The following is a 25659-nucleotide window of genomic DNA, read 5'->3' on the forward strand; positions in this document are numbered from 1 at the left end:
ACCGAACGTGGCGTTCGGTCACTTGAAGTGACCGAACGTCACGTTCGGTGCGACGGGGGTGGCAGCTAGGAGTAGTCCGCGATGACGGAGCCGAGGGCGTTCAGCTGTGGCTTGTTGACCAGTCCGAGGTGGTAGAGGTGGAGTTCGTTCGCCCCGGCTGCGACGGTGGCGGCGACGTGGGCGCCGGTGTCGTCGAGTTTCTTCGGCGGCAACACGGAGACGTAGGCGCCGACGGCGGTGTTCTCTCCCACCAGGGCTCGGGTGCGCTGCACGACGGAGACGGTTTCGGCGGTTCCGGGCCAGGCCGAGACGAGGACGGCGTCGACGTCGGAGGCGGCGGTGCTGGTCAGGGCAGGCGATGGGCCGGTCTTCCAGGGATCGGGGTGGCCGTGCAGCGTGACGCGGACGTCGGGCGACTCGGTTCGGACGGCGGCGAGTACTGCTCCGCGCAGCCGGTCGGCGTCGGCGTGGCGCACGGTCAACACGGCGTCGGCTTCCACGCCGTCGAGTACGTCCTCGATCGTCGACGACGGCGCCAACGTTCCCGCGGACAATGCGTCGATTCCGTCGCGCAGTTTCGCGACGATCTTGTCCGAGTCGACGCCGTGTTCGGCCCAGGCGGACAGCTCGCGGGGAGTGCAGCTGATCGACATCAGGGTGTCCCCGATTCCGGGGTAGGCCCCGTCGGTCTTCTCGTGCGGCCCGACGTGCGCGATTCCCAGCTGACCTGCGGCTTCGACCGACACGCCGTACACGTCGACACCGCGGATCGCTTCGCTTGCCAGGGTGCGTGCGTACGCGACGATGTCCGGGTGGCCGGGTGCCAGTGCGTACGGGTACCGGTCGCCGAATGCGTTGACGACGGTTGCGCCCGGGTTGGCCTGGCCGATGATCGTGCTGTGAGACAGCACGATCCACGCGTGCACCTTGATTCCGGCTGCCACGAGAAGCGCGGCGGCGTCGCCGAATGCGTCCTCGGAGCCACCCCATGATGCCGTCGGGGCGGCGATCGCAAGGCCGTCCCACGCGTCGCCGCGCACGGGCCGGTACAGAGCCGCGTGGTGGGCGTCGACCACTTTGTGCTGCGGATGCAGGGGGGTGGCTGCGCGGGTCGAGTGGTAGCTCGCGGCGAGCGCGACCTCTCGAACGCCGAGGTCCAGGGCGCGCTGGACGAAGTGCGGGTCGCCCAGCACGTCCCACGGGTAGGCGTGCGCGACGATGCGGTCGACGGTGTGCTCGGACATTCAAACCCCTCAGGATGGATTCAACAGATGGGACGGAGTTCACACATGGGAACACATGACGAGCGCGGCTGTCCACGATCGGACCGTCGAGCAGCGATCCTCCGCGCCCTGGGGTCCACACCCGACCTGCACGAGGGCACTCCCCACGTCGCCTTCGGCCGCACGTGGCACGTCGACACAGCCGCAGACACGGAGAACTCCGGCGTCGACGGCATCGAGTTGACCTGGACGGTCCCCGGGGAGACGGCTCCGACCGAGGCCTGGCTGCTGACGCCTGCGAACCGCACGGACCGTGACCTACCCGCCGTTCTGCTCCTCCACGCGCACGACGGGATCAAGTTCCACGGCAAGGAGAAGGTGGCCGACGGTCCGGACGGACCGATCGCCGCCCTGTCCGACATGCGACGACGCGGGTACGACGGTAGGTCCGTGGCGGCGGGACTCGTCGCCGCCGGCTTTGCCGTCCTCGTGCACGACGTTTTTCCCTGGGGCAGTCGCCGGGTGGCGTGGGAGGACTTTCCCGAGCGAGCGAAGAAGGCAGCCGGCGCATCGGCGCTGGATTCGAGCGCTCGGTACGAGGTCGCGGCTCGTGAGCACGAGCACGGACTGGCGAAGACAGCGGCGTTGACCGGGTCTTCGCTGGCTCGACAGGTTCTCCGGGAAGACCTGGTGGCGCTGGAGGTGCTGCGGGGGATTCCTGGTGTGGATGCGTCGAGAATCGGTGTCGCCGGGTTCTCGGGTGGAGGCGCCAGGGTCGCGCATCTGCTCGCCGCGGCGGAGGTGAAGGCAGCGGTGATCACCGCGATGATGAGCACGTTCGCCGACGTCGCGGACGGTCACGCCGACGACACCACCTGGCTGATGATCACCCCAGGCCTTCCGGCCGTGTGCGATTGGCCGGACGTGGTCGCCTCCGGTTTCCCGACGCCGTTGCTGGTTCAATTCGCCCGGCGTGACAGCCATTTCGGGCCGAAGGGTATGTCCGACGCAGAAGCTGCACTTCAGCACGCGTACGGAGGATCCGACGCGCTCACCACCCAGTGGTTCGAGGGCGGCCACGTGTTCACCTCGGACATGCAGGACGCCGCAGCTGCGTGGTTGGGCAGAATGGTATGACCCGTCACGCTTGACACGGCTTGTGACTGCGGTCATAGTAAGTCACAGCAATTCACATAGAAGACGTGAGTTCATGTACGTGAACGGATGAGAGCGATCGAGCGACCCTAGAACGACGCCTGAACGACGCGCCCGTACCGCAGCGTCTGCGGCTCGCTCGCCCAGCCCCGTCACCCGGAACCCCGTCACCCGGACTTACCTGAACCGTTCCTCTTCACGCCCACCGGAACCCATGCCGCACAGGCCCGTCACCCTCGGAGCGTCACCCATGGTCACCACCACCGAACCCAGATCGGGAGGAACGGCTGCGTCCACCGCAGCTGCCCCGATCCGGAAGAAGCGCCGCATCTCGGCGCCCTACATCCTCATCGCACCCGTCGTCGTACTGCTCGTGGTCTTCATCTTCTACCCCGTGGGCAGTGTCTTCTACTACAGCCTGCAGTACTACAACCCGACGACGCCGTGGGACAACGGTTTTGCCGGCCTCGAGAACTTCAAGCTCATGTTCGCCGACGACGCGTTCTGGAACAGCCTCGTCGTCACCGCCAAATGGGTCGGTGTGCAGGTCGTCTTCCAGCTGATCCTCGGACTCGGGCTGGCACTGCTGGTCAACGAGGTCTTCCGCGGTCGCGGACTCGCCCGCGCGCTGGTGTTCTCGCCGTGGGCCGTGTCCGGAGTTCTGACGACCGGCATCTGGCTGCTCATCTACAACCCGTCGACCGGGTTGTTCAAGCTACTCGGCGACATGGGCATCGGCGACGGCACGGCCGCGCCCATCGCCGATCCCGACACCGCGTTCTGGGCCACGTCGGTCGCCGAACTGTGGCGTGGTGTCCCGTTCTTCGCGATCCTGATCCTCGCGGAACTGCAGAGCGCACCGAAGGATCTGTACGAGGCTGCGAACGTCGACGGCGCCAACCGCTGGCAGCGGTTCCGTTTCGTCACCCTCCCGCACCTCAAGGCCGTCATCATTCTCTCGACGCTGCTTCGCGGCGTGTGGGAGTTCAACAACGTCGACCTGCTGTACACACTGACCGCCGGTGGACCGGCAGACGTCACGACGACGTTGCCGCTCTACGTCTCGCAACTCGCCACCACTGCCCAGGACTTCGGATACGGCTCGGCACTGACCACCGTGGCATTCGTGATCCTGCTCTTCTGCTCGATCCTCTACTTGCGCCTGAGCAAGTTCAACAGCGACAAGGCCTGAGAACATGACCACTACCGCCGATCGACCGGTGATCACCACCCCGGCACCCGACTCCCACACCGAACTGCGCGTGCACAAGACCAAACCGCGTTTCTTCAGTGTCGGCTTTCCGCTCGCGCTCTACCTTCTCTTCACGCTCGTTCCGTTCTACTGGATGATCGTGTTCGCGTTCCGTCCCGCGGGATCGAACTCGATGCTTCCTTGGCCCATCACGTTCGATCACTTCGACACCGTGTGGAACACACTGGGTTTCAGTTTCTTCTTCAAGAACTCCCTGATCGTCGCCGGATTGTCCTTGGTCCTGACGACCTTCGTGGCCCTGGCAACCGGATACGCGTTGGCTCGCTTCAAGTTCCGCGCCAAGATCCCCCTCGTCATGGCGTTGCTGTGCAGCCAGTTCGTGCCCGGCGCCATGCTGCTCATCCCGCTGTTCCAGGTGTTCCGCGAGATGGGTCTGGTGAACAACCTGTTCGGCCTCATCGTCGCCGACACGGTGTTCCAACTACCTTTGGCCGCGATGCTGATGGCAGGCTTCATCTCCCAGATCCCCGTGGAGCTCGAGGAAGCAGCGATGGTCGACGGATGCTCCCGCATGAAAGCGTTCCGTATCATCATGCTGCCGCTGCTGCGGCCCGGCCTCATCGCCGTCGGCTCGTTCGCCTTCATCGGCAGCTGGAACAACTTCCTGTTCGGTCTGATGTTCATCAGCAGCCAGGAGAAGTTCACGCTGCCAGTCGGATTGAGCTACACCATCGGTTCCTACAACGTCGACTTCGGCGTCCTCGCGGCCGGCGGTCTCATCGCTGCAGTGCCCGTCGTCGCCGTTTTCGCCGTCATCCAGAAATACCTCGTCCAGGGCCTCAGCGCCGGAGCGGTGAAGGGCTGAACAATGACGACCACACATTTCGCCAGAAGAACGTTCCTCGTCGGCGCCGTCACCGCACTCGTCCTCGCCGGATGCAGTTCGGAAACATCGTTGCCCGACGGCGCACTGGGCGACCCGAACAGCGGCACCCTCACCTTCTGGGACAACAATGCCGGACCGGATCGAACTCCGCTGTACGAGGAGCTGATTCGCCGTTTCGAAGCTGCGAATCCCGGTATCGACATCGAGTACGTCGGTCTGCCGTCGGACAGTGCGCAGCAGAAGTACCAGACGGCACTGGCCGGCGGCTCGGCCCCGGATCTCGGCATCGTATCGACGGCCTACCTGGCTCCGCTCGTCGCTCAGAACGCCGTCATTCCGTTGGACCAGTTCCTCGACGCCTCGCCTCAGAAGGCGGACTACGACCCCAAGATCATCGAATCCGCGCGTGAGTCCGGCGGCGGAGAGGTGCTCTACGGTCTGCCGTTCACCAGCAACAACGCAACGCTGTGGTACCGCGCCGACTGGTTCGACGAGGCAGGCCTGGAACCACCGGACACCTGGGACGAGTTCTACGAGGCGTCGGACGCACTGACCGACAAGGCCGCCGGCCGGTACGGATTCACCATCCGCGGCGGAGCGGGATCGATCTATCCGCTCCTGCAGCACATGTTCGCGACGACCGGTATCGAGAACTTCTTCGACGGCAGCGAATCGACGGTCAACCGCCCCGAGATGGTCGAGGCCATCGAACGATTCGCCGCTCTGTACGACGTCGACACTCCCACCGCCGACGTCAACAACGGATTTCCGCAGATGGTGGCCAGCTTCGGGGGCGGGTCGGTTGCGATGATGCAGCACAACCTCGGCTCGCTCAGCAACCACAGGAAGGCGCTCGGCGACAAGGTCGGCGCAGTCGCACTTCCGCTCGCGGACAACGGCGTCCGCACGGTGATGACCGACCCGTTCCCGTCGTACACGGTCTTCAAGTCCAGTCAGCACCAGGCTGCAGCCTGGAAGTTCCTCGAGTTCATGACGTCTCCGGAGTCGCAGGCGTACTGGAACGAGAACGTCGGCCAGATTCCGGTCAACACCGTTGCGCGATCGGCGCCGTCGTTCCAGGACATGCCGTCCGTACAGGCCGCTCAGGCCGCACTCGACGACCCGAAGACCGTCCTGGTCACGCCGCCGGACTACCTGCCGGACTTCGGCAAGATCGTCCAGGTGCAGATGCTGGGCCAGTGGCAGAAGGTTCTGATCGGGCAGCTCAGCGCCCAGGACTTCGCCGACGACTTCGCCGAGAAGCTCAATCGTTCCAAGGCCAAATACGATGCCCGTCAGGGCAAATAGGGGATAAGCACCATGTCCAGCGTCATCACGGAAGTTGCCGTGCAGGTGTTCAAGACGGAGGCGCGCACGTCGGTCGACTCCTACGGACACCGTCACCCCGGCCCGTCCAGCCAGTCCACCCAGGCGTTGCTGCGCATCACCGACTCCGACGGAGCCAGCGGCTACGTTCTCGGCAAGCCCAACTACCTGCGTCAGGACCAGGTGGAGCAGTACTTCCAGTCGGTCCTGATCGGCACCGATCCGCTCGCCCGCGAGTCCGTCGAGAAGAAGTTCGCGATCCGTCAACGCACCAAGGCCGTCGAACTGCCCGAGCACACCCTCAGCTACGTCGACCAGGCTCTGTGGGATCTGGCGGGCAACAAGTTCGACACACCGGTGTGGAAGTTGCTGGGCGGAGCCCGCTCCGAGGTGAAGGCGTACGCGAGCACCATGTGCGGTGACGACATCGAGGGCGGCCTGTCCTCACCGGAGGACTTCGCGTCCTTCGCTCGCGATCTGAAGGCACGCGGCTACCAGGGCATCAAGCTGCACACCTGGATGCCGCCGCACCCCGGCGCCCCCGACCTCCACCGCGACATCGACGCCTGTGCCGCGGTACGCGACGCCGTCGGCCCCGGCTTCTCACTGATGCTCGACGGCTACCACTGGTACTCGCGCACCGAAGCCCTCACGTTGGGCCGCGAACTCGACCGGCTGAAGTTCGCCTGGTTCGAGGAACCGATGGACGAGTTCTCGTTGCGTTCGTACAAGTGGCTCGCGGACCAGATCGACACCCCCGTCATCGGTCCCGAGACCACTCCGGGACGGCACAAGTCGAGGTCGGAGTGGATCGCCAACGAAGCCTGCGACATCCTGCGGGTCGGCGCGATGAACGGCGGCGGGATCACGCCGGCGATGAAGACGGTGCACATGGCCGACGGGTTCGGGCTCGAGTGCGAGATCCACGGCAACGGTGCCCCCAACCTCGCGCTCGTCGGCGGGGCGCCCAACGTTCACTGGTACGAGCGGGGGCTGCTGCACCCGCACACCGACTACGACTGGGTTCCCCCGCACCTGAAGTCCATCGTCGATCCCATCGACGAGAACGGAATCGTGCACATGCCGGACCGCCCCGGCCTCGGTGAAGAGATCGACCACGAGTACGTCTCGGAAAACCTCGTCGAAGAATACTGATGTCTGTGGGTGAAACTGCGTTCCAGATGAGGGACACTGTCCTCATGGTGAACGATGTCAAGGCTCCCGCACCCGCTGCTTCCGACTCCCAGCCGGTGAAGTCTGCGGAACGGACCATTCACATCCTCGAGACCTTGGCCGCCTCGCCGACCCGGATGAGTCTCGGCGAGCTGCAGGAGGCGTGCAAGTACCCACGGTCGTCCTTGCACGCCCTCCTGCGCACCCTGAAGGAACTGCGGTGGATCGAGGCCGACGAATCGGGTTCGCGCTACGGCATCGGCACTCACGCACTGCTGACCGGCACGTCCTACCTCGACAAGGATTCCGTCGTGGGGCGTGCCGCCGCAGTACTGGAGGCGCTGCGATCGGACGTCCGGCACACCGTTCACTTCGCCCGACGCGACGAGGACCACGTCATCTACCTCGCCAGCCGGGGCTCGAAGCTGGAAGTCCGGCGTATGCACCGCGTCGGACGCAAGCTGCCGTGCCACGTCACCGCTCTGGGCCAGGCGCTGCTGGCGGAGCTGACCACCGACGAGGTGACTCAGCTCCTGTCCCAGCAGCTCGAGCGGTACACCGACAACACCATCGTCGACCGCGACGCACTGATCGCGGAGCTGGCCGAGGTGCGCAAGCGCGGGTGGTCACTGGAGCAGGAACAGGGAACGGTCGGCGTGGTCTGCATCGCGACGGTGGTGCCCTACCGCATTCCCGCAACCGACGCGCTCAGTGTGTCGATGCCCGCGGAGGTGGCGTCGTATCCGGGCGAGCTGGAACGTATTGCAGGCGTTCTGACCAAGCATGCCGACGCCTGGGCTCGTGAGCTCCGCGCCGAGGGCGTGCGCTGACCCGGCCGAGCGTTCACAGGCGTGAGATGTTGGCGGCGATGTCCGCGACTCTCCCGACGAACGTGTGGTGGGTGACGCCGGAGGAATGCGGGGTCATCAGAATGTTGTCCAGATCCGCGAAGGGCAGCGTGCTCGGCTGACCGACGCCGTCGGGGCCGGGGTACCGGTACCACACATCGATCGCGGCAGCGGCAATCACATTCCGGGACAATGCATCGAACAGTGCCTGCTCCTGAACGAGTGGACCACGGCCGACATTGACGAGGACGCCGCTACTGCCCAGCCCGGACAACTCGTCCGCACCGATCATGCCGCGCGTCGCGTCGGTCAGCGGCGCCGACACGACGACGACGTCGGACCATTCCATCAGTTTTCCGAGTTCGGCTGTGCTGCCGAACCATTCGAGGCCGACGTCGGCTGCTGTACCGCTACCGGTCACTGCGGCTCCGTGCGCTCCGTAGGCGTCGAACACCCTCCATGCCTGGCGACCGATGTGCCCGAAGCCTACGAAGCCGATACGGGCACCCACGAGCGACAGTGGTTGCGGAATCGACGGGTCGTAGACGGAGGTGCGGAACACGCCGGTCCGCAGCGCCCGGTCCTGCGCCAGGAAGTTGCGACGCAACATCACCGTCGCGGAGACGATGTATTCCGCTATCGACCGTTCGTGGTGAAAGGTGGTGCACACCTCTACGTCCGGGCTCAGTCCGGATCGGTCGACGTTGTCGGTTCCAGCACCTGCCACGTGGATCATCTTCAACCTCGGCGCCGATTCACCCATTGCCGCACTGAACTTACCCCCGACGTACACATCGGCATCCGCCAACTCGGGGATGACACGCGATTCGTCGAACGGAACCACCCAGACCACTTCGACCCCGACGGGTAATGCCTTCTCGAACTCCGCCCTGTGCGGCAGTACGTTTCGGTCACCGACGACGATTTTCAGCGCGTGTGCAGTCATCGCAGTAGTGCCGGTCGCTTGCTGTCGAAGGCCCATCCGTCGATCAAATATTGCATTCCGATGGAGTCGTCGCGAGCACCGAGTCCTTCACGCTGATACAGCTCGTGCGCGGCATCGACTTGCGCCCAGTCCAGTTCGACACCGAGGCCGGGCTTGTCCGGCACCGTGAGGTATCCGCCGTCGATCTCGAAGGGCTCCTCGGTCACTCGCTGACCGTCCTGCCAGATCCAGTGCGTGTCGATTGCGGTGATGTGCCCCGGTGCAGCGGCGGCAACGTGGGTGAACATGGCGAGCGATACGTCGAAGTGGTTGTTGGAGTGCGATCCCCACGTCAGCCCCCAGGTGTCGCACAGCTGCGCGACGCGCACCGAACCGCTCATCGTCCAGAAGTGCGGGTCCGCCAGCGGAATGTCGACGGCGCCGGAGCGGATGGTGTGGCCCATCTCCCGCCAGTCGGTGGCGATCATGTTGGTCGCGGTCGGCAACCCGGTCGCCCGCTTGAACTCCGCCATGACCTCTCGGCCGGAGAATCCGCCCTCGGGGCCGACCGGATCCTCCGCGTAGGCGAGGACGTCGCGCAATCCGCGGCAGGTCTCGATCGCGTCCTTCAGCAACCATCCACCGTTGGGATCCAACGTGATTCGAGCGTCAGGGAAGCGTCGGTGCAGCGCCGTCACGGCAGCCGCCTCCTCGGCAGCGGGAAGTACGCCGCCTTTGAGCTTGAAGTCCTGAAATCCGTAGCGCGCCTGAGCGGCCTCGGCGAGTCGAACGACGGCATCGGGGGTGAGCGCCTCCGAATGACGGATGCGAGCCCACTCGTCGGCGCCGGCCGGCTCGTCGGATGCCGTCCGGTACGCCAGATCCGTTTTGGCGGAGTCGCCGACGAAGAACAGGTAGCCGAGGGCCTGGACCTTCTCTCGCTGTTGTCCCTCGCCGAGCAGCGCGGCGACGGTGACTCCGAGATGCTGTCCGAGCAGGTCCAGCAGGGCCGATTCGACCGCGGTGACTGCGTGGACAGCGATCCTCAGGTCGAACGTCTGCGCGCCTCGACCGCCGGAGTCCCGGTCCGAGAACGCTGTTCGCATCGACTGCAGGATCGCGTTATATGCGCCGACCGACTGGCCTTCGACCAGAGACCGCGCATCCTCGAGGCACCGCCGGATGGGCTCCCCACCAGGGACCTCGCCGACGCCGGTGTGGCCGTCCGAATCGGTGAGCACCACCAGATTCCTCGTGAAATACGGTGCGTGCGCACCGCTGAGGTTGAGCAACATGCCGTCGTGGCCGGCAATGGGGATCACTCGCATCTCGGTGACGACGGGGGTGGCGGTGGTGCGCGCGTTCATCGGTGGAACCTTCCGTGGTCGTGACTCGGCTCACACGAACCCTATGGTTCCGTACCTATGCGTGTCCAAAACGAGATAGGCATGGATCGATACCTCGAGGGTATCGATGCGGGGGCTATGGAATAGCGAAGTATGGCTACCCTAATATCGAAGGGTCCAAAGTTGAACAGGTCTCGACAGAAAGCTGCCCGGATGCCCCCGACCGTTCCCGCTGAACGCAGCCCGTCGGAACCGAGGACGTTCGACGCCGTGACCCTGTCGTCGTGGTACGTGACGCCCTCCATGCTCCGCGTACGCCTGGGCGGTGCCGATCTGTCCGGCTTCGCGACCACCGGCGTCCCCGACGAGCGTCTTCGCTTGATCTTCGAGGACGACACCCTGCGCAGCTACACCGTCCGCCGGTTCGATCCGGCCGGCCCTCACCTCGACATCGACTTCGTGGTGCACGACGGCGGCGTTGCCGCGCAGTGGGCAGCACAGGCGCAGCCGGGCGATCGCATCCGCGTATCGGAGCCGCACGGATGGTATCGGCCGCCCATCGACACCGAGTGGCAGCTGCTGGTTGCCGACATGACCGGATTACCTGCTCTCACCCGTGCCGTCGAACAGCTCCCCCGGGGCGCCACAGCGCACGTCATCGCGTCGGTGCCGAGCCGGGAGGACGAACAGCAGGTGCCGAGCGCAGCCACCGTCACGTACGAGTGGACGACCGACCAGGAGTTGCTCGCGGCAGTTCGATCCTTCGACAGACCCAGCGGCACCGGTTATCTGTGGGCGGCGACCGAAGCGTCCGACGCCCGGGCGATCCGGAAGCTCTACCACCGCGAACTGGGGTGGACTCCGGACCGATTCGAGATCAAGGGCTACTGGCGACGCGACAAGGAGACCTGGCAGCAACGGTTCGCGGAGGTCCGCGAGCACATCGATTCCGTTCGTGACCGCGCACTCGCCGAGGGCCTCAGCGGACACGAACTGACCCAGGTCGTCGACACCGCCCTCGAAGAATCCGGACTCTGACCACCACACCACCAGGAGAAGACATGACCACCCTCACCGCCCACACACCCCTCACCGACGATCTCTCGCGTAGGCACTTCGGAGCCGCGGCCGGCCTCGCGCTCGCGTCGCTGCTCGCGGCCTGCGCACCCGACAGCGACACCACACCCGCTGCAGACGACGGGACACGGACCCTCTCGACGCCCATGGGTGACGTCGTCGTTCCGGCCGGCCCGACGCGAATCGTCAGCCTCGACGCCTATGTGGGCCTGCAGACGCTCGACGAACTCGACGTTCCCGTCGTCGCCACGGGTACGCTGGGTGGAGGTGTCCGCACGCTGGTCGGCGAGGCATCGCAGCAACTGCCGTCCATCGGCGTCACCGCTCTCGGCGACGTCCAACTCGAGGCCATCGCGGCAGCGAATCCCGATCTGATCGTCGGACGTCAGCCCATCGGCGAGCCGTTCTACTCCGAACTGTCGACCATCGCCCCCACCGTGTTGATTCCGTTCACCTACTGGCGTGACCAGTACATCGACGTCGCCGACGCGGTCGGCCGCAAGGACGACGCCGTCGGTGCATTCGTCGGGCTCGACGATCGCATCGCCGATCTCCGAGCCGACATCGCACAGGCGTGGCCCGACGGACTCAGGTTGTCCGTGGTGCGCGTCTCGGACACGTCGGGCGACGTCCGGTCGTACAACACCCTCGCGGCGTCGTCGACGTTCCTGTACGCGGACATCCTGTCCGGCGCGGGGATCACCCCGACGGCCGACGCCGCGCCCGGTGCAGATCCGACCAAGGTCAACGTCGCCGTCAGCTCGGAGAACCTACCGATGATCGACGCGGACGTGATCCTCTACTACGTCGGCGCGGGGGGTCAGGCCGACGCGGGCGACGAGGTGGAGCAGTCACTGGTGTCCAGTCCACTCTGGTCGACGTTGTCCGCAGTGCAGGCCGGACGCGCCTACAAGGTCGACTCCGCGCCGTGGTTCGACGGGTACAACCTCACGGCCGCCACTGCGGTCATCGACGATCTTCGACGCACCCTGCTCTCGTAGCTGACCTCTTCGGTAGCCCTCGTCGATCGATGCCGTTCAGGTATCGAAGGTAAGACTTTTTGACTTGGACACGTATCGATCGGACTCCTAACGTTGATGTCGAGTCCGAGCCACACCCTCACGCGGTGTCGCCGATCGAGTCGAGTACAAGGAGTCACCCATGACAGCATCACTGACGCAGTCCACCGAACTCACCGGAAAGTCGATCATTGCGGGCAAGGCGGTGCAGGGTTCCGGAACCGCCATCTACGGCATCGATCCGAGTACGGGCCAGTCGCTCGAACCGGCTTACCACCACGGCGATCTGGGCGACGTCGACGCTGCCGCTGCTGCCGCCTGGGCAGCGTTCGCGGACTACCGCGCCACCTCCTCCGAGACCCGAGCCCAGTTCCTCGACGCGATAGCCGACAACATCGCCGCACTCGGCGACACCCTGATCGAGCGTGCAGCCGCAGAATCGGGACTGCCTGTCGGACGCATCACCGGCGAAGTCGGCCGCACGACGGGCCAGCTACGACTCTTCGCTTCCGTACTCCGCGAGGGCAGCTGGAACGGTGCACGCATCGACCCCGCTCAGCCGGATCGCGCTCCGCTCCCCCGCGCCGACATCCGTCAGCGGAAGATCCCACTCGGACCGGTAGTCGTGTTCGGCGCCAGCAACTTTCCTCTCGCCTTCTCCGTCGCGGGCGGAGACACCGCATCCGCACTCGCCGCCGGCTGCCCCGTCATCGTCAAGGCGCACGACGCACACCCAGGAACGTCCGAGTTGGTCGGACGCGCGATCTCCGACGCGGTGGCCTCCACCGGAATGCCGTCGGGCACCTTCTCGCTGCTCTACGGCTCCGGTCGCGGGCTCGGTACGGCGCTGGTGACGGACCCCCGCGTCAAGGCAGTCGGATTCACCGGATCACGTTCGGGTGGAACGGCTCTCGTCGCCGCTGCAGCAGGACGCCGCGAACCGATCCCCGTGTACGCCGAGATGAGCTCGATCAACCCGGTGTTCGTTCTGGACCACGCGCTGCAGACCCGCGGCGCCGACCTCGGCCGCGCGTTCGTCGCATCGCTGACACTCGGATCGGGCCAGTTCTGCACCAACCCAGGCCTGGTCATCGCCGTCGACGGCCCCGGCCTCGACTCGTTCGTCGACGCCGCGCGTGCAGCAGTGTCCGAGACCGCCCCGACGACCATGCTCACACCGAACATCGCCGCCAGTTACGCGAGCGGCGTCGAGGAACTCGCACAGTCGGCCACCGAGGTCGCGCGCGGGACGGAAACCGACGCCCCGAACGCCTGCCGCGCAGCGCTGTTCGTGACCGACGCAGATTCCTTCCTCGCGTCCGAGGTGGAGCAGCAGGAGGTCTTCGGTGCATCGAGCCTCGTCGTCAAGTGCACCGACGCGCAGCAGGTTCGGGACGTCGCGGCCCTTCTCGAAGGCCAGTTGACGGCGACGATCCACGCCGACGACACCGACCATGCCGAAGCCGGCAAGCTCCTGTCCGAGCTCGAGCTCAAAGCCGGTCGGATCCTGTTCGACGGATGGCCCACCGGCGTCGAGGTCGGACACGCCATGGTGCACGGCGGCCCGTTCCCCGCGACGTCCAATTCGGCCACCACGTCCGTCGGCTCGCTCGCGATCGAACGCTTCCTTCGGCCCGTTGCGTACCAGGACGTTCCGAACTCGCTGCTCCCCAGCGCTGTCGCGGACGGCAATCCGGACGGAATCTGGCGCCGCATCGACGGCCGACTCACCCAAGACTGACACCTTTCCCTCACCACACAGGAGATACGAAATGCTCGACGGAGTCCTCTTCTTCCCAGTCACCCCGTTCACCGCATCCGGCGAGGTCGACTACGACCTGCTCGCCGCTCACGTCGCCAAGGGCGTCGACGCCGGCCCGGGTGGAGTCTTCATCGCCTGCGGCACCGGCGAATTCCACGCCCTCGAAGCCGAGGAGTTCGGCAAGATCGTCCGCACCGCAGTCGACGTCGTCGCCGGACGCGTCCCCGTCTATGCCGGTGCAGGCGGATCCGTCGCGCAGGCAAAGGCTTTCGCCCGGAGCGCGAAGATCAACGGCGCCGACGGCATTCTCCTGCTCCCGCCCTACCTCGTGACGATGCCGCAGGCAGGGCTCGTCAGCTACACGAAGGCCGTCGCCGAGACCACGGATCTTCCGCTCATCGTCTACAACCGCGGCAACGCGCGCTTCACCGAAGCCTCCGCAGTCGAGGTCGCACAGTTCCCGACAGTCGTGGGATTCAAGGACGGCACCGGCGATCTCGACCAGGTCGGACGCATCGTTCGTGCAGTTCTGGACTCGCTCGAACCGTCGGGCAAGGCTTTTCAGTTCTTCAACGGCCTGCCCACCGCCGAGGTGTCGCAGCAGGCGTACCGCGCGATCGGCGTGACGCTGTACTCCTCCGCGACCTTCGCCTTCGCGCCCGAACTGGCACTGGCCTTCTACCAGTCCATGGAGAGCGGCAACGACAAGCTCACGGCCGCGCTGCTTCGTGAGTTCTTCCACCCGTTGGTGCGCCTGCGCGACCAGGTTCCCGGATACGCCGTCTCCCTCATCAAGGCAGGCGTCACCATGGAAGGCATCGAGGCAGGACCTGTCCGTCCGCCGCTCGTCGACATCAGCGCACCGCATCTGAGCGAGCTCACCGAGATCGTCGCGGCCGGTCGTGCAGTTCTGGCGAACGAGCTCGCGGTCCACTGATGCCCGGCAGTGTTCGCGGACCCGTCCGCATCACCGGCGCACGGATCACGCCCGTCGCGTTCGTCGACCCGCCCCTGCTCAACACCGTGGGTGTGCACCAGCCGTACGCGTTGCGCGCGATCATCCAGTTGGACACCGAGGCCGGCATCGTCGGCCTCGGTGAGACCTACGCCGACACAGCGCACGTCGCCAGGCTCGAAGCAGCCGCCGACGCCATCACCGGCCTGGACGTGTTCGCACTCAACGCGATTCGCACGGCCATCGACACGCAACTGGCAACGTCGACGATCACCGGTGGCGACGGCGTCGCAGGCATGATCACGACCGCGAGCACCACCGATCGCGTCTTCTCACCCTTCGAGGTCGCATGCCTCGATGTGCAGGGCAAGGCCCTCGGGCGTCCCGTGTCGGATCTGCTCGGTGGAAAAGTGCGCGACACCGTCCCGTTCAGCGCGTACCTGTTCTACAAGTGGGCCGCGCATCCCGGCCGCGAGCCCGACGAGTGGGGCGAAGCGATCGATCCCGACGGCCTGGTTCGTCAGGCACGGAAGATGATCGACGAGTACGGCTTCGGCGCGATCAAGGTCAAGGGAGGCGTGTTCCCGCCCGACGAGGAGATCGCCGGAATCAAGGCGCTGCGGGAAGCGTTCCCCGACCTTCCCCTGCGGCTCGATCCCAACGCCGCGTGGACGGTCGACACGTCGATTCGCGTGGCGTCCGAGCTGGACGGCATCGTCGAGTACCTGGAGGATCCGACGCCGGGACTCGACGGCATGGCCGAGGTCGCTCGGGAGGCGAAGATGCCTCTCGCGACCAACATGTGTGTCGTCGCGTTCGACCAGCTCGCACCGTCGGTGTCGAAGGACTCGGTGAAAGTGGTTCTGTCGGACCACCATTACTGGGGAGGGCTGCAGCGGTCTCGGTTGCTCGCCGGGATCTGCGACACGTTCGACCTCGGACTGTCCATGCATTCCAACAGCCATCTGGGGATCAGCCTGGCCGCCATGGTCCATCTCGCCGGCGCGACGGACAACCTCACCTACGCCTGCGACACCCACTGGCCGTGGAAAAACGAGGACGTGATCAAGCCCGGTGTCCTGAAGATCGTCGACGGATCCGTCGCCGTTCCCACCGGTCCCGGGCTTGGCATCGAGATCGACGAGGACGCACTCGCCGCGCTGCATCAGCAGTACCTCGATTGCGGACTCCGCGACCGCGACGACACGGGGTACATGCAGAGCATCGATCCCAGTTTCGTGAACACCAGTCCACGCTGGTAACTACATCGAGCAAGGCCACTCGTGGGTTAGGTTGATACCCGACCTGACCGCGAGTGGCCTTTTTCGATATCGGGAGTGAATGGGTTGTTTTCCCTCAATCGCCTGACCTGCTTCATCGCCGTCGCCGAGGAGCTGCACTTCGGTCGCGCCGCGGAACGCCTACACATGACTCAGCCACCGCTGAGCCGTCAGATCCAGCAGCTCGAGAACGAACTCGGCGTGCAGCTGATCGACCGCACCAGCCGATCGGTGATGCTCACCGCGGCAGGAATCGCCTTCCTCCCCGACGCCCGACGCATCCTCGACCTCGCCGAAGGCGCGGTACTCACCGTCCGGCGCGTGCCCACCGGAGACCTCGGTACCGTCGTCGTCGGTTTCACCGGAGCGTCGGCGCACGCAGTGCTGCCGCAGCTGTTGGAGAAGGCACGCATCGAGCTACCGGACGTCAAAATCGTTCTGCGCGAGATGGTGTCCGCGGTGCAGATGGAATCCCTCGCCATCGGAGACCTGGACCTCGGTCTTGCTCGACCACCGCTCAAACGTCCCGGCATCGCCTCCCGGCCGGTCCTGCACGAGTCACTCGTCGCTGCGCTGCCCGCCGACCATCCCCTCGCTGAACTCGACAAGCTCACCATCGCCGACTTCGACGACCAGCCGACCATCATGTACTCACCCGTCGACGCCCGGTACTTCCACGAACTGCTGATCAGTACGTTCACCGTCGTCGGCGTCACGCCCCGATACGTGCAGTACGTGACACAGGTCCACACGATGCTGGTCCTCGTGCGCTCGGGAATCGGAATGGCACTGGTGCCCGAATCGTCCACGACCATGCAACCGAGCGGCGTCGTCTTCCGTCCCGTCGAGACCACCCCCCGACGCCCCGTCGAACTCAACGCAGCCTGGCGCGTGGACAACGACAACCCCGCCCTGCACCGCTTCATGTCCGACGTCCTTCCGTCCCGGGAATGGCAGTAGGTCGGCGGGCGTGATGTAACAGTTCCGCTCTCGGCAGGCGGGATCCCGTCCGAAAAACGCGGAATTGTCACACGACACCCGGACGGCGCGACTTCCTGCGTCGTCGAACCACCTCGACGATCCGACGAGCGACCGCTTCCGGGTTCGACAACACATCCACGGCCGAGAACCGAAGGACCAGCCAGCCTTCCAGGACCAAGTCGTTCTGGCGTCGACGGTCCCGGCTGAACACATCCGGTGCACTGTGGAATTCTCGGCCGTCCACCTCGACGATCACCATTGCCCAGACGTCCACGAAGTCGCACAGGTACCGGCCGACCCAGTAGTTGGTCTCGAGGCGCAGGCCCAGGACGATGAGCCGGCGATCCAGCACACGCTCGGGCTCGGATGCGAACCCGGTTGCCGCCGACTCGAGCTGCCGGCGCGCGCGACCGTTACCTTTGCGCCTCGGGAACTCGTCCAACAAGGCGAGCACCTCTTCGGAGGGAACGTCGCCCGTGAGGCGCTCGTCGACGATGCGTGCCACGACCTCCGGCTCCATCACCGAAACGCAGTCGATCAGCGTCCGGGGCCGAGCGACCACCGGGAGCCCCTGGCATTCGGACAGCTCCCCGATCTCCAGCGTGCGTCGATGAACAGTCAGCCAGTCCGGCGTTCGCGCGGTGATTCCGATGGGCACCGTGAAGTCGTGCTGCTCGGGCGCATCGATCCACCCGAACAGCCACGCCGCAGTGCGATGACTGAGCACAGCCCGGGGTTGCCACAGCGTGATGGCATGACACCGGGCAATGACGGTGGGTTCACCGGAACAGTAGATCCGCGGCAGAATCCGTCGAAACCTACGGGAGATGGCGCTACTGGAGATACCCGACGCCAGCAATTGGTCTCTGGTGGCCAGTCCGTGAGGGTGCATGACCCGAAGTGTCGGACACCCGGCTACCCATGATTCGTCGTCGACCTGGTGTTTCGAGAAGCCTGTGGACAACTCGGAGACTGTGGACAACGGGCGTGGTGTAGCAGTTCCGCGCGTCTCGGGCGGGATCCCGCCTGAGATGAGCGGAATTGTGACATCTCACCCACGAGACTCTAAACTGATGTGTCCTCACACAATCTCGGAAAGTGGATCTCACATGCTCGGAATTTTGTTCTCCCTGTTCAGCGACGCGTTCAACATCTTCTCCAACGGACAGAGCCTCGGCTTCTGGTGATCCGTCGGATCAGCGGGGCAGACCTATTGCTGGTTTGACCGCAACCACCGGGCACTGAGCTTCCAGCAGTACTCGCTGAGAGATGCTGCCCAGGAACAGTTTTCCGACCGGTGATCGGCGCCTGATGCCGATCACCACCAGGTCGGTTCCCTCCGCGTAGGACAGGTCGATCAGGTTGTCGGCATGCGAGCGCCCGGGTTCGTTGTCGTGCACCTTCACCACGACGCCGCCGGCTCCTGCCTCGTCGCGCGCGGATTCGATCGCAGCGCCGAAACCTTCTTCCGAGGCACTGTCCTCCTCGGCGACGACGACGAGGTCGACGCCGCGTTGCACGGCTTCGCCGAACGCGAAGGGCAGTGCGCCTCTACCTTCGACAGTCGGCGAGTAGCCGACCACGACGGTCATCGGGTCACCGGCGTCGTGAGAGTTCCGTTCGCCAGGAACTGGTCCAGGTTCTGCAGCGTCAGCGCTTCCATGGCTGCGCGTGTTTCCACCGTTCCACTGCCGACGTGAGGCAGCAGGACCACGTTGTCGAGGCCGAGAAGCTTCTCCGGTACCGACGGTTCGTCGGCGAAGACGTCGAGCCCGGCGCCTGCCAGCCTGCCGTCGGCGAGCCGTTCCACCAACGCGTCCTGGTCGACGACGCTTCCCCGGGCGACGTTGACGAGGTATCCCTGGGGGCCCAGTGCGTCGAGCACGTCACTGTCCACGAGATGCTTGGTGCCCGAACCTCCCGAGGCAGCGACGATCAGGATGTCCACGCTCCCGGCAAGTCCTGCGGCCGTGGGCGAATACGTGTACGGGGAATCGGCGATCTCGTTGCGGTTGTGGTAGCCGATGGAGCAGCGGAACCCGGTGAGCCTGTCCGCGATTGCGCTTCCGATGCGGCCGAGACCGATGATTCCCACTCGCTTTCCGGTGACCTGCGACGTCAGCGGCGAGTTGCCCTCGGCGGCCCAGCGGCCTGCGCGGACGTAACGGTCGTTGAACGACACCTGCCGGAGTGCGTCGATCACGAGGCCCACCGCGAGGTCGGCAACGCAGTCGGTCAGGACATCGGGGGTGTTGCTGACCACGACACCGCGCGCGGAGGCAGCGTCGACGTCGGTGGTGTCGTACCCGACGCCGAAGTGCACGATCGCACCCAGGTTCGGAAGCTGCTCGATGAGTGTCGCGTCCACTCCCGTTCGGCCGGACGTGACCGCTGCGGTGATCGACTCGCCGTGCCGAGCCAGGAACTCGTCACGCTCGGCCGCATCGGGGAGCACGAGGGCGTCGTAGTCGCCGGCGAGGGTGTCCATCAGAGACGGCTTGAGCGGCCCGACCCGAAGCACCCGTCCGGATTTCTTCGAATCACTCTGCACCGCAGATGATTCCGTGGCTCCAACCGTTGCCATAACTCAGCTCCTCACAGGACTCGCCGCGTGCGCGTTTTCCAGTACGCTATGCCGCTTTTCGGATACCTGTCCAACACGTAAATAACATGGATTGATACTCAAACGGCATTGTCGACGCACTTACTACACCCTATCTCCTGCTGCTCGATGCCGTCCGACCAGGTCAGACGCATCGTACTGTGATTCACACCTCTCGATTTGACTCGATGTGACCCACAAAACTCCCTTGTTACGGCCGATTGTCGTGTTGACGCCGATATGCGCCACTCCTACCGTGTGTCTACCGTCACAGATATGCGCTGCACCCGGTGCAGTCGCACTCCCCATCCACTTGGAGGTCACCATGAGCCCTGCACGAGCAGTGCAGCAGGGACGGACCACGCGCAGCGCGATCATCATCGCTGGCGCACTGAGCTTTTCGATGATCGCGAGCGGTTGCACGGTGGCGAACTCCGGCAGCGGTACCGCCGCGAGCGCGGACACCCTCCGCATCGTCCTGCAGGAAGAGCCGCCGACCCTCGAAGCGTGCGACGTCTCCCTCACATCGGTCGGAGTCGTCACGCGGTCCAACATCACCGAACCCCTGATGGAACGGAACCCGAGCGAGGGAACACTCGAGCCGAAGCTGGCCGACTCCTGGACCCAGGTGTCGGACCGTGAATGGACCTTCCAGCTGCACCCCGGCGTCACCTTCAGCGACGGCAGCCCGTTCGAGGCGGAGGACGCAGCGCACTCGATCGAGCGAGCCGTGAACTCGGACCTCGGATGCAACGTCGAGGGATACGTCTTCGGCGACGCCGACCTGGACGTGAAGATCATCGATCCACTGACCGTCAGCGTCGCGGCACCGAGTGCGGACCCGATCCTTCCGCTGAAGCTTTCGTTCGTCGAAATGGTGCCGAGGACCTACAGCCTCACCGAACGCGTGCGGGAGCCGATCGGCACCGGACCGTTCGCGATCGACAACTGGGATTACGGTCAGCGTCTGTCGCTCGTCCGCAACGAGACGTACTGGGGCGACAAGCCGGACTACGCCCGCGCGACGTACCAGTGGCGAAGCGAGGGCAGCGTCCGCGCGTCGATGGTGTCCAACGGGGAAGCCGAGATCGCCACCTCGCTCGGACCGGAGGACGGTGCAGGAGACCTCGGAGTCGCCTACCCGAACAACGAGACGACGGCGGTCCGCATCCAGCTCGAGGAGACTCCGCTCGACGACATGCGGGTACGTCAGGCGATCAACTACGCGATCAACCGCGAGGGAATCGTCGACGCCCTGTTCCAGGGACTCGGAAAGCCTGCGGCACAGCTGGTCTCGGACGGAGTGATCGGATACAACGACGAACTCTCACCGTGGCCGTACGACCCCGCCCGCGCCCAGGAGCTGATCGACGAAGCGCGTGCGGACGGCGTACCCGTCGACACCCCGATCCGGCTCATCGGCCGTACCGGTCAGTTCCCGAAGGTCAACGAAACCCTCGAGGTCGTGCAGTACGCCCTGTCTCAGCTGGGGATGAACGTGTCGATCGAGATGACGGACTCCGCCGGAACAGCGGAGTACCAGGAACGCCCGTTCCCCAAGGTCGGCCCGTACCTCCTGGTCATTCAGCACGGAAATCAAGCAGGCGACGCCGCGTTCACCGCCGACCAGTACCTCATGAGCGAAGGGTTCCAGAGCGCAGGCGGAACACCGGAGTTCGACGAGCGCGTCCGTCAGGCCGCTGTTCTCACCGGCGACGCTCGGCAGGACGCATACGCACAGCTGTTCGCGGAGGAGCCGAAGGAGATCATGCAGATGGCGTTCATCGCCCACATGGAAGGTGTTCTCGCCAAGGCGGATTCCGTCGACTACACCCCCAACTCGGCCACTGTCGACGAGATGCATCTCGCCGCGATGACCCGCGCCGACTCACCCGAAACGGACTAGAGGCCCATCATGTTCAGATTTCTGCGACGAAGGATCTACACCAGCCTGGTTCCGCTGATCGTCGTGCTTCTCGGTGTATTCCTCCTGGCCCGTCTCACCGGCGACCCGACGAGTCTCTACCTGCCGGAGTCCGCCACCCAGGCCCAGCGTGAGGCGTTCCGGGCGTCGAACGGGCTCGACCAGCCGCTCCTGACGCAGCTGTTCGATTACCTCAGCGGCGTCGTCCACCTCGACTTCGGTGACTCGCTGCGTACCGGTGAAGCCGCGTCGACGATGGCCCTTCGCGCGTTCCCCGCCACGCTGCAGTTGGCGTTCATGACGATGTTCCTGGCGATCGTCGGTGCCATCGTCATCGGGTGCTGGGCGGCGTACCGACCCAACTCCCTCGCCGACCGGATCTCGAGCCTGCTGTCCATGACGGCGGCGAGCATCCCCGATTTCTGGTTCGCGATCATGGGCGTTTGGCTCTTCGCCGTGACCTTCGGAGTGCTCCCGACGTCGGGAACCGGTGCAGGCATGCTGTCGTGGATCCTGCCGATCGCGACACTGCTCATCCGCCCACTGGGTGTACTGACGCAGGTCGTGCGAGGCGCGATGGTGGCCGCGCTGTCCGCGCCGTACGTCAGGCTGGCACGCAGCAAGGGCGCAAGCGACATCCGAGTGGTCACCCACCATGCACTGCGCAACGCAGCGGCACCGGCGCTGACCGTTGCAGGTGACCTCATGGTCGGTCTGGTCAACGGAGCAGTCGTCGTCGAGGCGATCTTCGGATGGCCCGGTATCGGCAAGCTCATGATCGACGCCATCCTGCAGCGTGATTTCGCGGTCCTGCAGGCGGCCGTGCTGTTGACCGCCATCAGCATCTTCGTGCTCAACATCGTCATCGACGCCTGCTACGCACTGCTCGACGCCCGTGTCCGCGACAAGGCGAAGGCCTAGGAGCCACCATGTCACTCGATTTCGAAGCCCCGAAAACGTCCGAGCCGGAGGATGTTCCGGATCCGACGCCGGCGTCGCGCACCAGCTCCGCGCCGCTGTGGAAGCTCCTTCTCCGCGACCGCGTCGCGACCGTCGCAGCAGGCATTCTGGTCCTGGTCTTCCTGACGGCGATCTTCGGGCCGATGCTCGTCGGCGACGCCGCCACCGCGCAGGACCTGAACCGCTCCAACCTGGCACCGTTCTCCCTCGACACCGGCTGGATGAACATCCTCGGGACCGATCCGCTCGGCCGCAGCATGCTCGCTCGTCTGATCGTCGCGTGCCAGACCACGCTGTCGGTGGCGATCCCGGCGGTCATCCTGTCCGCCATCATCGGCTCGATCATCGGAATGTGGGCCGGCTACCACCGCGGGTGGCGTGAGACGACGGCGATGCGCGTCGCCGACGTCATCATGAGCTTCCCGTCGCTGCTGATGGCCGTCGTCGTGCTGTACGTCTTCTCCCCGAGCGCCGCGAACATCGTTCTGGTTCTTGCCATCACCCGCATTCCGATCTACCTGCGTACCGCCCGTGCCGAATCCGCGGAACTGCAGAGCCGGTTGTTCGTCGACGCCGCCCGTACCTTCGGTGCGTCGAGCGGGTCGGTCATTCGTCGGCACGTCGCACCGATCCTGTTGCCGACGCTGCTGACCGTCGCCACCTTGGACTTCTGCTTCGTCATGCTGGCGGAATCGTCACTGAGCTTCCTGGGCATCGGAATTCAGCCACCCGACGTCAGCTGGGGTCTCATGGTCGCGCAGGGCCGCACGTACCTGCAGACCGCCTGGTGGCTGTCGTTCTTCCCCGGCCTCGCCATCGTCATCACCACGGTGTCGGCCACCGTGCTCGCAGCCTGGGCACGCATCGCCACCGATCCCGCTCAGCGCTGGCGTCTGACCGTCCCGCGCTCGGCCAAGTCCCGCCTTCTCCCCGTCCGAAAGGTCGTCTCATGAGTGCACCTGCCCCAGCACGCCCGGACACCGACCGCATCGCCATGGACGTGCGAGACCTGACGGTCGATCTACGCACCCCCTCGGGCGTCATTCGCGCGGTCGACCACGTCACGTTCAGTGCGCGGCGTGGTGAAACCCTGGCTCTGCTCGGTGAATCCGGTTGCGGTAAGTCGATGACGGCACAGGCCGTCGTCGGCCTCCTCGAACCGATCGCCGACGTCACCGACGGTTCCGTGGAGATCGACAGCTCGGATCTCGGCAAGGTCGACCTGGTGTCCGCGAAGTCCAAGGTGCGACGCCACATCGCCGCAACGGAGCTGGCGATCGTCTTCCAGGACGCCCTCACCGCACTCAATCCGGTGTACACCGTCGGCACCCAGCTGGCCGAGCCGTTCCGCATCCACCGCGGACTGAGTGCGAAAGAAGCCAAAGTGGAGGCCATCTCGCTGATGCGCCGCGTCGGGATTCCGCAGCCGGAGTCGAGAGCGGACTCCTATCCCCACCAGTTCTCCGGTGGTATGCGTCAGCGTTTGCTCATCGCGATGGCCGTGGCCCTCAGCCCGTCGGTGCTGCTGGCCGACGAGCCGACCACGGCTCTGGACGTGACGGTGCAGGCACAGATCATGACCCTCCTCCGCGAGCTACGGACCGAACACGACATGGCCGTCGTGCTCATCACGCACGACCTCGCACTCGTCGCCGAGGAAGCCGACCGAGTGGCGATCATGTACGCGGGCAACGTCGTCGAGACGGGCCTGGTGTCCGAGGTGTTCGCCGATCCTCGCCACCCGTATACCAAGGGACTTCTCGATTCCGTTCCCGTACACGCGGTGCGCGGAGAGGACCTCAAGTCCATCGGTGGCACTCCGCCGGATCTGCACTCCGTGCCCGACGGATGCGTCTATCAAGCTCGATGCCCGCTCGCCCGGGACATCTGCATCGACCGACGCCCGTCCCTCGAACCCGTCGGAGACGGCCGATTCTCCGCCTGCCACTTTTCGAACGAGGTGTCTCATGTCTGAAACAGCCCGAGCAGAACAGCTTCTGACGGTCCGCGGATTGAACAAGACGTTCAAGGTGAGCGGAGGTGATCTCCGCGCACTCGATGCCATCGATCTGGATCTGCGTCGAGGCGAGACCCTCGGACTCGTCGGCGAATCCGGTTGCGGTAAGTCGACACTCGCCCGCACGCTGATGATGCTGGAGCGGCCGGACTCCGGAACCGTCGACTTCGACGGTGTCGACCCGTTCTCGCTGAAAGGCAAGGATCTCCTGGGGTTTCGCCGACGCGTCCAGATGGTGTTCCAGGACCCGTACGGTTCCCTCAACTCACGAATGACGGCCGCGGACATCATCAGCGAGCCGTGGCGGAGCCACAAGACCCTGTACAAGACTCGCCGGGATCGGTCCGCGAGAGTCCGAGAGCTGCTGCACCTGGTCGGTCTACGCCCGAGCGACGAGCACCGCTTCCCGCAGGAGTTCTCCGGCGGCCAGCGTCAGCGTCTCGGCATCGCTCGCGCACTGGCACTGAACCCCGACGTGATCATCTGCGACGAGCCGGTGTCGGCATTGGACCTCTCGGTGCAGGCACAGGTACTCAACCTGCTCAACGATCTGCAGAAGCAACTCGGGATCTCCTACGTGTTCATCTCGCACGATCTGTCGGTCGTCCGACACGTCGCCGACCGGGTGGCCGTCATGTACCTGGGCCGCATCGTCGAATCCGGGGCCACCGACGCCGTCTTCGACAGGCCGAGCCACCCCTACTCGGCTGCACTGATGTCCGCAGCGCCCAAGCTCGACGCTGCGTCACGCGGAGAGCGCATCCTGCTGAAGGGCGAGGTCCCGTCTCCGCTGAACCCACCGTCGGGATGCCGGTTCCGCACCCGCTGCTGGAAGGCGACCGAACTGTGCAGCTCGGACGCACCACCGGTTGCCCGCGACCGCAACGAAGTCGACCACATGGCCGAATGCCATTACCCACTCGTCGAGAACGATCTGGGCCTCGTCGCGGCCGGAACATGAGAGGTGTGCGGTGATCGGTGATCTGC

Annotated in this window: 23 protein-coding genes; 17 read left to right on the forward strand and 6 right to left on the reverse strand. The window is 65.4% G+C overall.

Features of this window, described 5'->3' with window-relative positions; all coding sequences use genetic code 11:
* Positions 1 to 65: 65 nt before the first annotated feature.
* Complete coding sequence (locus tag CH292_RS11560) at positions 66 to 1244, reverse strand: hypothetical protein (protein ID WP_033190308.1); 1179 nt, start codon at positions 1242 to 1244, stop codon at positions 66 to 68.
* Positions 1245 to 1289: 45 nt separating this feature from the next.
* On the opposite strand from CH292_RS11560, the gene CH292_RS11565 reads away from it, so the two are divergent.
* From CH292_RS11565 to CH292_RS11590, 6 genes are all read left to right on the forward strand, one after another.
* Positions 1290 to 2360 carry a dienelactone hydrolase family protein gene (locus CH292_RS11565; protein WP_094654794.1) on the forward strand — a complete coding sequence of 357 codons (1071 nt, stop codon included), beginning with the start codon at positions 1290 to 1292 and terminating at the stop codon, positions 2358 to 2360.
* A gap of 268 nt (positions 2361 to 2628) precedes the next feature.
* Complete coding sequence (locus CH292_RS11570; protein ID WP_033190310.1) at positions 2629 to 3570, forward strand: carbohydrate ABC transporter permease; 942 nt, start codon at positions 2629 to 2631, stop codon at positions 3568 to 3570.
* Positions 3571 to 3574: 4 nt separating this feature from the next.
* Positions 3575 to 4456, forward strand: a complete 882-nt coding sequence (locus CH292_RS11575) for a carbohydrate ABC transporter permease (protein ID WP_026348247.1) — start codon at positions 3575 to 3577, stop codon at positions 4454 to 4456.
* 3 nt (positions 4457 to 4459) lie between these two features.
* A complete protein-coding gene (locus CH292_RS11580; RefSeq protein ID WP_019667800.1) occupies positions 4460 to 5785 on the forward strand; it encodes a sugar ABC transporter substrate-binding protein in 1326 nt (441 codons plus the stop codon).
* Between the two features lie 12 nt (positions 5786 to 5797).
* A complete protein-coding gene (locus CH292_RS11585; protein ID WP_033190312.1) occupies positions 5798 to 6958 on the forward strand; it encodes an enolase C-terminal domain-like protein in 1161 nt (386 codons plus the stop codon).
* A gap of 44 nt (positions 6959 to 7002) precedes the next feature.
* A complete protein-coding gene (locus CH292_RS11590) occupies positions 7003 to 7806 on the forward strand; it encodes an IclR family transcriptional regulator (RefSeq protein ID WP_179277957.1) in 804 nt (267 codons plus the stop codon).
* A 13-nt stretch (positions 7807 to 7819) separates the two neighbouring features.
* On the opposite strand, the gene CH292_RS11595 is transcribed toward CH292_RS11590, so the two are convergent.
* Both CH292_RS11595 and CH292_RS11600 read right to left on the reverse strand, forming a co-directional pair.
* Complete coding sequence (locus CH292_RS11595; RefSeq protein ID WP_256978115.1) at positions 7820 to 8755, reverse strand: 2-hydroxyacid dehydrogenase; 936 nt, start codon at positions 8753 to 8755, stop codon at positions 7820 to 7822.
* A gap of 11 nt (positions 8756 to 8766) precedes the next feature.
* Positions 8767 to 10116, reverse strand: coding sequence for an enolase C-terminal domain-like protein (locus CH292_RS11600; RefSeq protein WP_094654797.1), 1350 nt, complete (start codon positions 10114 to 10116; stop codon positions 8767 to 8769).
* 192 nt (positions 10117 to 10308) lie between these two features.
* On the opposite strand from CH292_RS11600, the gene CH292_RS11605 reads away from it, so the two are divergent.
* From CH292_RS11605 to CH292_RS11630, 6 genes are all read left to right on the forward strand, one after another.
* A complete protein-coding gene (locus tag CH292_RS11605; protein WP_094654798.1) occupies positions 10309 to 11133 on the forward strand; it encodes a siderophore-interacting protein in 825 nt (274 codons plus the stop codon).
* A gap of 23 nt (positions 11134 to 11156) precedes the next feature.
* The gene (locus CH292_RS11610; protein WP_094654799.1) at positions 11157 to 12173 is read left to right on the forward strand and encodes an ABC transporter substrate-binding protein; all 1017 of its coding nucleotides are present in this window, start codon (positions 11157 to 11159) and stop codon (positions 12171 to 12173) included.
* A gap of 160 nt (positions 12174 to 12333) precedes the next feature.
* Positions 12334 to 13932, forward strand: coding sequence for an aldehyde dehydrogenase (NADP(+)) (locus CH292_RS11615; RefSeq protein ID WP_094654800.1), 1599 nt, complete (start codon positions 12334 to 12336; stop codon positions 13930 to 13932).
* A 31-nt stretch (positions 13933 to 13963) separates the two neighbouring features.
* Positions 13964 to 14890: a 5-dehydro-4-deoxyglucarate dehydratase gene (locus CH292_RS11620; protein ID WP_020112368.1), complete on the forward strand. Its 927-nt coding sequence runs from the start codon at positions 13964 to 13966 to the stop codon at positions 14888 to 14890.
* The gene (locus CH292_RS11625) at positions 14890 to 16170 is read left to right on the forward strand and encodes a glucarate dehydratase family protein (protein WP_094654801.1); all 1281 of its coding nucleotides are present in this window, start codon (positions 14890 to 14892) and stop codon (positions 16168 to 16170) included. Before CH292_RS11620 ends, CH292_RS11625 begins: the two co-directional genes overlap by 1 nt.
* A gap of 84 nt (positions 16171 to 16254) precedes the next feature.
* On the forward strand, positions 16255 to 17148 hold the full coding sequence (locus tag CH292_RS11630; protein ID WP_020112370.1) for a LysR substrate-binding domain-containing protein: 894 nt from the start codon (positions 16255 to 16257) through the stop codon (positions 17146 to 17148).
* Between the two features lie 67 nt (positions 17149 to 17215).
* Here CH292_RS11630 and CH292_RS11635 read toward each other — a convergent pair whose 3' ends face one another.
* From CH292_RS11635 to CH292_RS11645, 3 genes are all read right to left on the reverse strand, one after another.
* Complete coding sequence (locus CH292_RS11635; protein WP_094654802.1) at positions 17216 to 18061, reverse strand: DUF559 domain-containing protein; 846 nt, start codon at positions 18059 to 18061, stop codon at positions 17216 to 17218.
* Between the two features lie 304 nt (positions 18062 to 18365).
* Positions 18366 to 18761 (reverse strand): universal stress protein, encoded by a 396-nt coding sequence (locus CH292_RS11640; RefSeq protein ID WP_037184075.1) that lies wholly within the window; start codon positions 18759 to 18761, stop codon positions 18366 to 18368.
* Positions 18758 to 19753, reverse strand: coding sequence for a 2-hydroxyacid dehydrogenase (locus CH292_RS11645; RefSeq protein WP_027498917.1), 996 nt, complete (start codon positions 19751 to 19753; stop codon positions 18758 to 18760). The genes CH292_RS11640 and CH292_RS11645 overlap by 4 nt, the downstream gene beginning before the upstream one ends.
* A gap of 343 nt (positions 19754 to 20096) precedes the next feature.
* On the opposite strand from CH292_RS11645, the gene CH292_RS11650 reads away from it, so the two are divergent.
* Genes CH292_RS11650 through CH292_RS11670 form a run of 5 tightly spaced genes read left to right on the forward strand, consistent with a single transcriptional unit; the run spans position 20097 to position 25633 of the window.
* Complete coding sequence (locus tag CH292_RS11650; RefSeq protein WP_037140225.1) at positions 20097 to 21677, forward strand: ABC transporter substrate-binding protein; 1581 nt, start codon at positions 20097 to 20099, stop codon at positions 21675 to 21677.
* 9 nt (positions 21678 to 21686) lie between these two features.
* Positions 21687 to 22616: an ABC transporter permease gene (locus CH292_RS11655; protein WP_094654803.1), complete on the forward strand. Its 930-nt coding sequence runs from the start codon at positions 21687 to 21689 to the stop codon at positions 22614 to 22616.
* 8 nt (positions 22617 to 22624) lie between these two features.
* Complete coding sequence (locus CH292_RS11660) at positions 22625 to 23608, forward strand: ABC transporter permease (protein ID WP_019666861.1); 984 nt, start codon at positions 22625 to 22627, stop codon at positions 23606 to 23608.
* On the forward strand, positions 23605 to 24630 hold the full coding sequence (locus CH292_RS11665) for an ABC transporter ATP-binding protein (protein WP_020112377.1): 1026 nt from the start codon (positions 23605 to 23607) through the stop codon (positions 24628 to 24630). Before CH292_RS11660 ends, CH292_RS11665 begins: the two co-directional genes overlap by 4 nt.
* Entirely contained in the window at positions 24623 to 25633 is a 1011-nt protein-coding gene (locus CH292_RS11670) for an ABC transporter ATP-binding protein (RefSeq protein WP_020112378.1), read from the forward strand. Before CH292_RS11665 ends, CH292_RS11670 begins: the two co-directional genes overlap by 8 nt.
* The last annotated feature ends 26 nt before the right edge of the window (positions 25634 to 25659 follow it).

Source organism: Rhodococcus sp. 14-2470-1a (assembly GCF_002259425.1).
Taxonomy (GTDB): domain Bacteria; phylum Actinomycetota; class Actinomycetes; order Mycobacteriales; family Mycobacteriaceae; genus Rhodococcoides; species Rhodococcoides fascians_E.

Bases quoted from the DNA above. Each gene is read 5' to 3' on its own strand.
- CH292_RS11560 (WP_033190308.1), bottom strand. From the start codon at position 1,244: ATGTCCGAGCACACCGTCGACCGCATCGTCGCGCACGCCTACCCGTGG.
- CH292_RS11565 (WP_094654794.1), top strand. From the start codon at position 1,290: ATGGGAACACATGACGAGCGCGGCTGTCCACGATCGGACCGTCGAGCA.
- CH292_RS11570 (WP_033190310.1), top strand. From the start codon at position 2,629: ATGGTCACCACCACCGAACCCAGATCGGGAGGAACGGCTGCGTCCACC.
- CH292_RS11575 (WP_026348247.1), top strand. From the start codon at position 3,575: ATGACCACTACCGCCGATCGACCGGTGATCACCACCCCGGCACCCGAC.
- CH292_RS11580 (WP_019667800.1), top strand. From the start codon at position 4,460: ATGACGACCACACATTTCGCCAGAAGAACGTTCCTCGTCGGCGCCGTC.
- CH292_RS11585 (WP_033190312.1), top strand. From the start codon at position 5,798: ATGTCCAGCGTCATCACGGAAGTTGCCGTGCAGGTGTTCAAGACGGAG.
- CH292_RS11590 (WP_179277957.1), top strand. From the start codon at position 7,003: ATGGTGAACGATGTCAAGGCTCCCGCACCCGCTGCTTCCGACTCCCAG.
- CH292_RS11600 (WP_094654797.1), bottom strand. From the start codon at position 10,116: ATGAACGCGCGCACCACCGCCACCCCCGTCGTCACCGAGATGCGAGTG.
- CH292_RS11605 (WP_094654798.1), top strand. From the start codon at position 10,309: ATGCCCCCGACCGTTCCCGCTGAACGCAGCCCGTCGGAACCGAGGACG.
- CH292_RS11610 (WP_094654799.1), top strand. From the start codon at position 11,157: ATGACCACCCTCACCGCCCACACACCCCTCACCGACGATCTCTCGCGT.
- CH292_RS11615 (WP_094654800.1), top strand. From the start codon at position 12,334: ATGACAGCATCACTGACGCAGTCCACCGAACTCACCGGAAAGTCGATC.
- CH292_RS11620 (WP_020112368.1), top strand. From the start codon at position 13,964: ATGCTCGACGGAGTCCTCTTCTTCCCAGTCACCCCGTTCACCGCATCC.
- CH292_RS11625 (WP_094654801.1), top strand. From the start codon at position 14,890: ATGCCCGGCAGTGTTCGCGGACCCGTCCGCATCACCGGCGCACGGATC.
- CH292_RS11635 (WP_094654802.1), bottom strand. From the start codon at position 18,061: ATGCACCCTCACGGACTGGCCACCAGAGACCAATTGCTGGCGTCGGGT.
- CH292_RS11640 (WP_037184075.1), bottom strand. From the start codon at position 18,761: ATGACCGTCGTGGTCGGCTACTCGCCGACTGTCGAAGGTAGAGGCGCA.
- CH292_RS11645 (WP_027498917.1), bottom strand. From the start codon at position 19,753: ATGGCAACGGTTGGAGCCACGGAATCATCTGCGGTGCAGAGTGATTCG.
- CH292_RS11650 (WP_037140225.1), top strand. From the start codon at position 20,097: ATGAGCCCTGCACGAGCAGTGCAGCAGGGACGGACCACGCGCAGCGCG.
- CH292_RS11655 (WP_094654803.1), top strand. From the start codon at position 21,687: ATGTTCAGATTTCTGCGACGAAGGATCTACACCAGCCTGGTTCCGCTG.
- CH292_RS11660 (WP_019666861.1), top strand. From the start codon at position 22,625: ATGTCACTCGATTTCGAAGCCCCGAAAACGTCCGAGCCGGAGGATGTT.
- CH292_RS11665 (WP_020112377.1), top strand. From the start codon at position 23,605: ATGAGTGCACCTGCCCCAGCACGCCCGGACACCGACCGCATCGCCATG.
- CH292_RS11670 (WP_020112378.1), top strand. From the start codon at position 24,623: ATGTCTGAAACAGCCCGAGCAGAACAGCTTCTGACGGTCCGCGGATTG.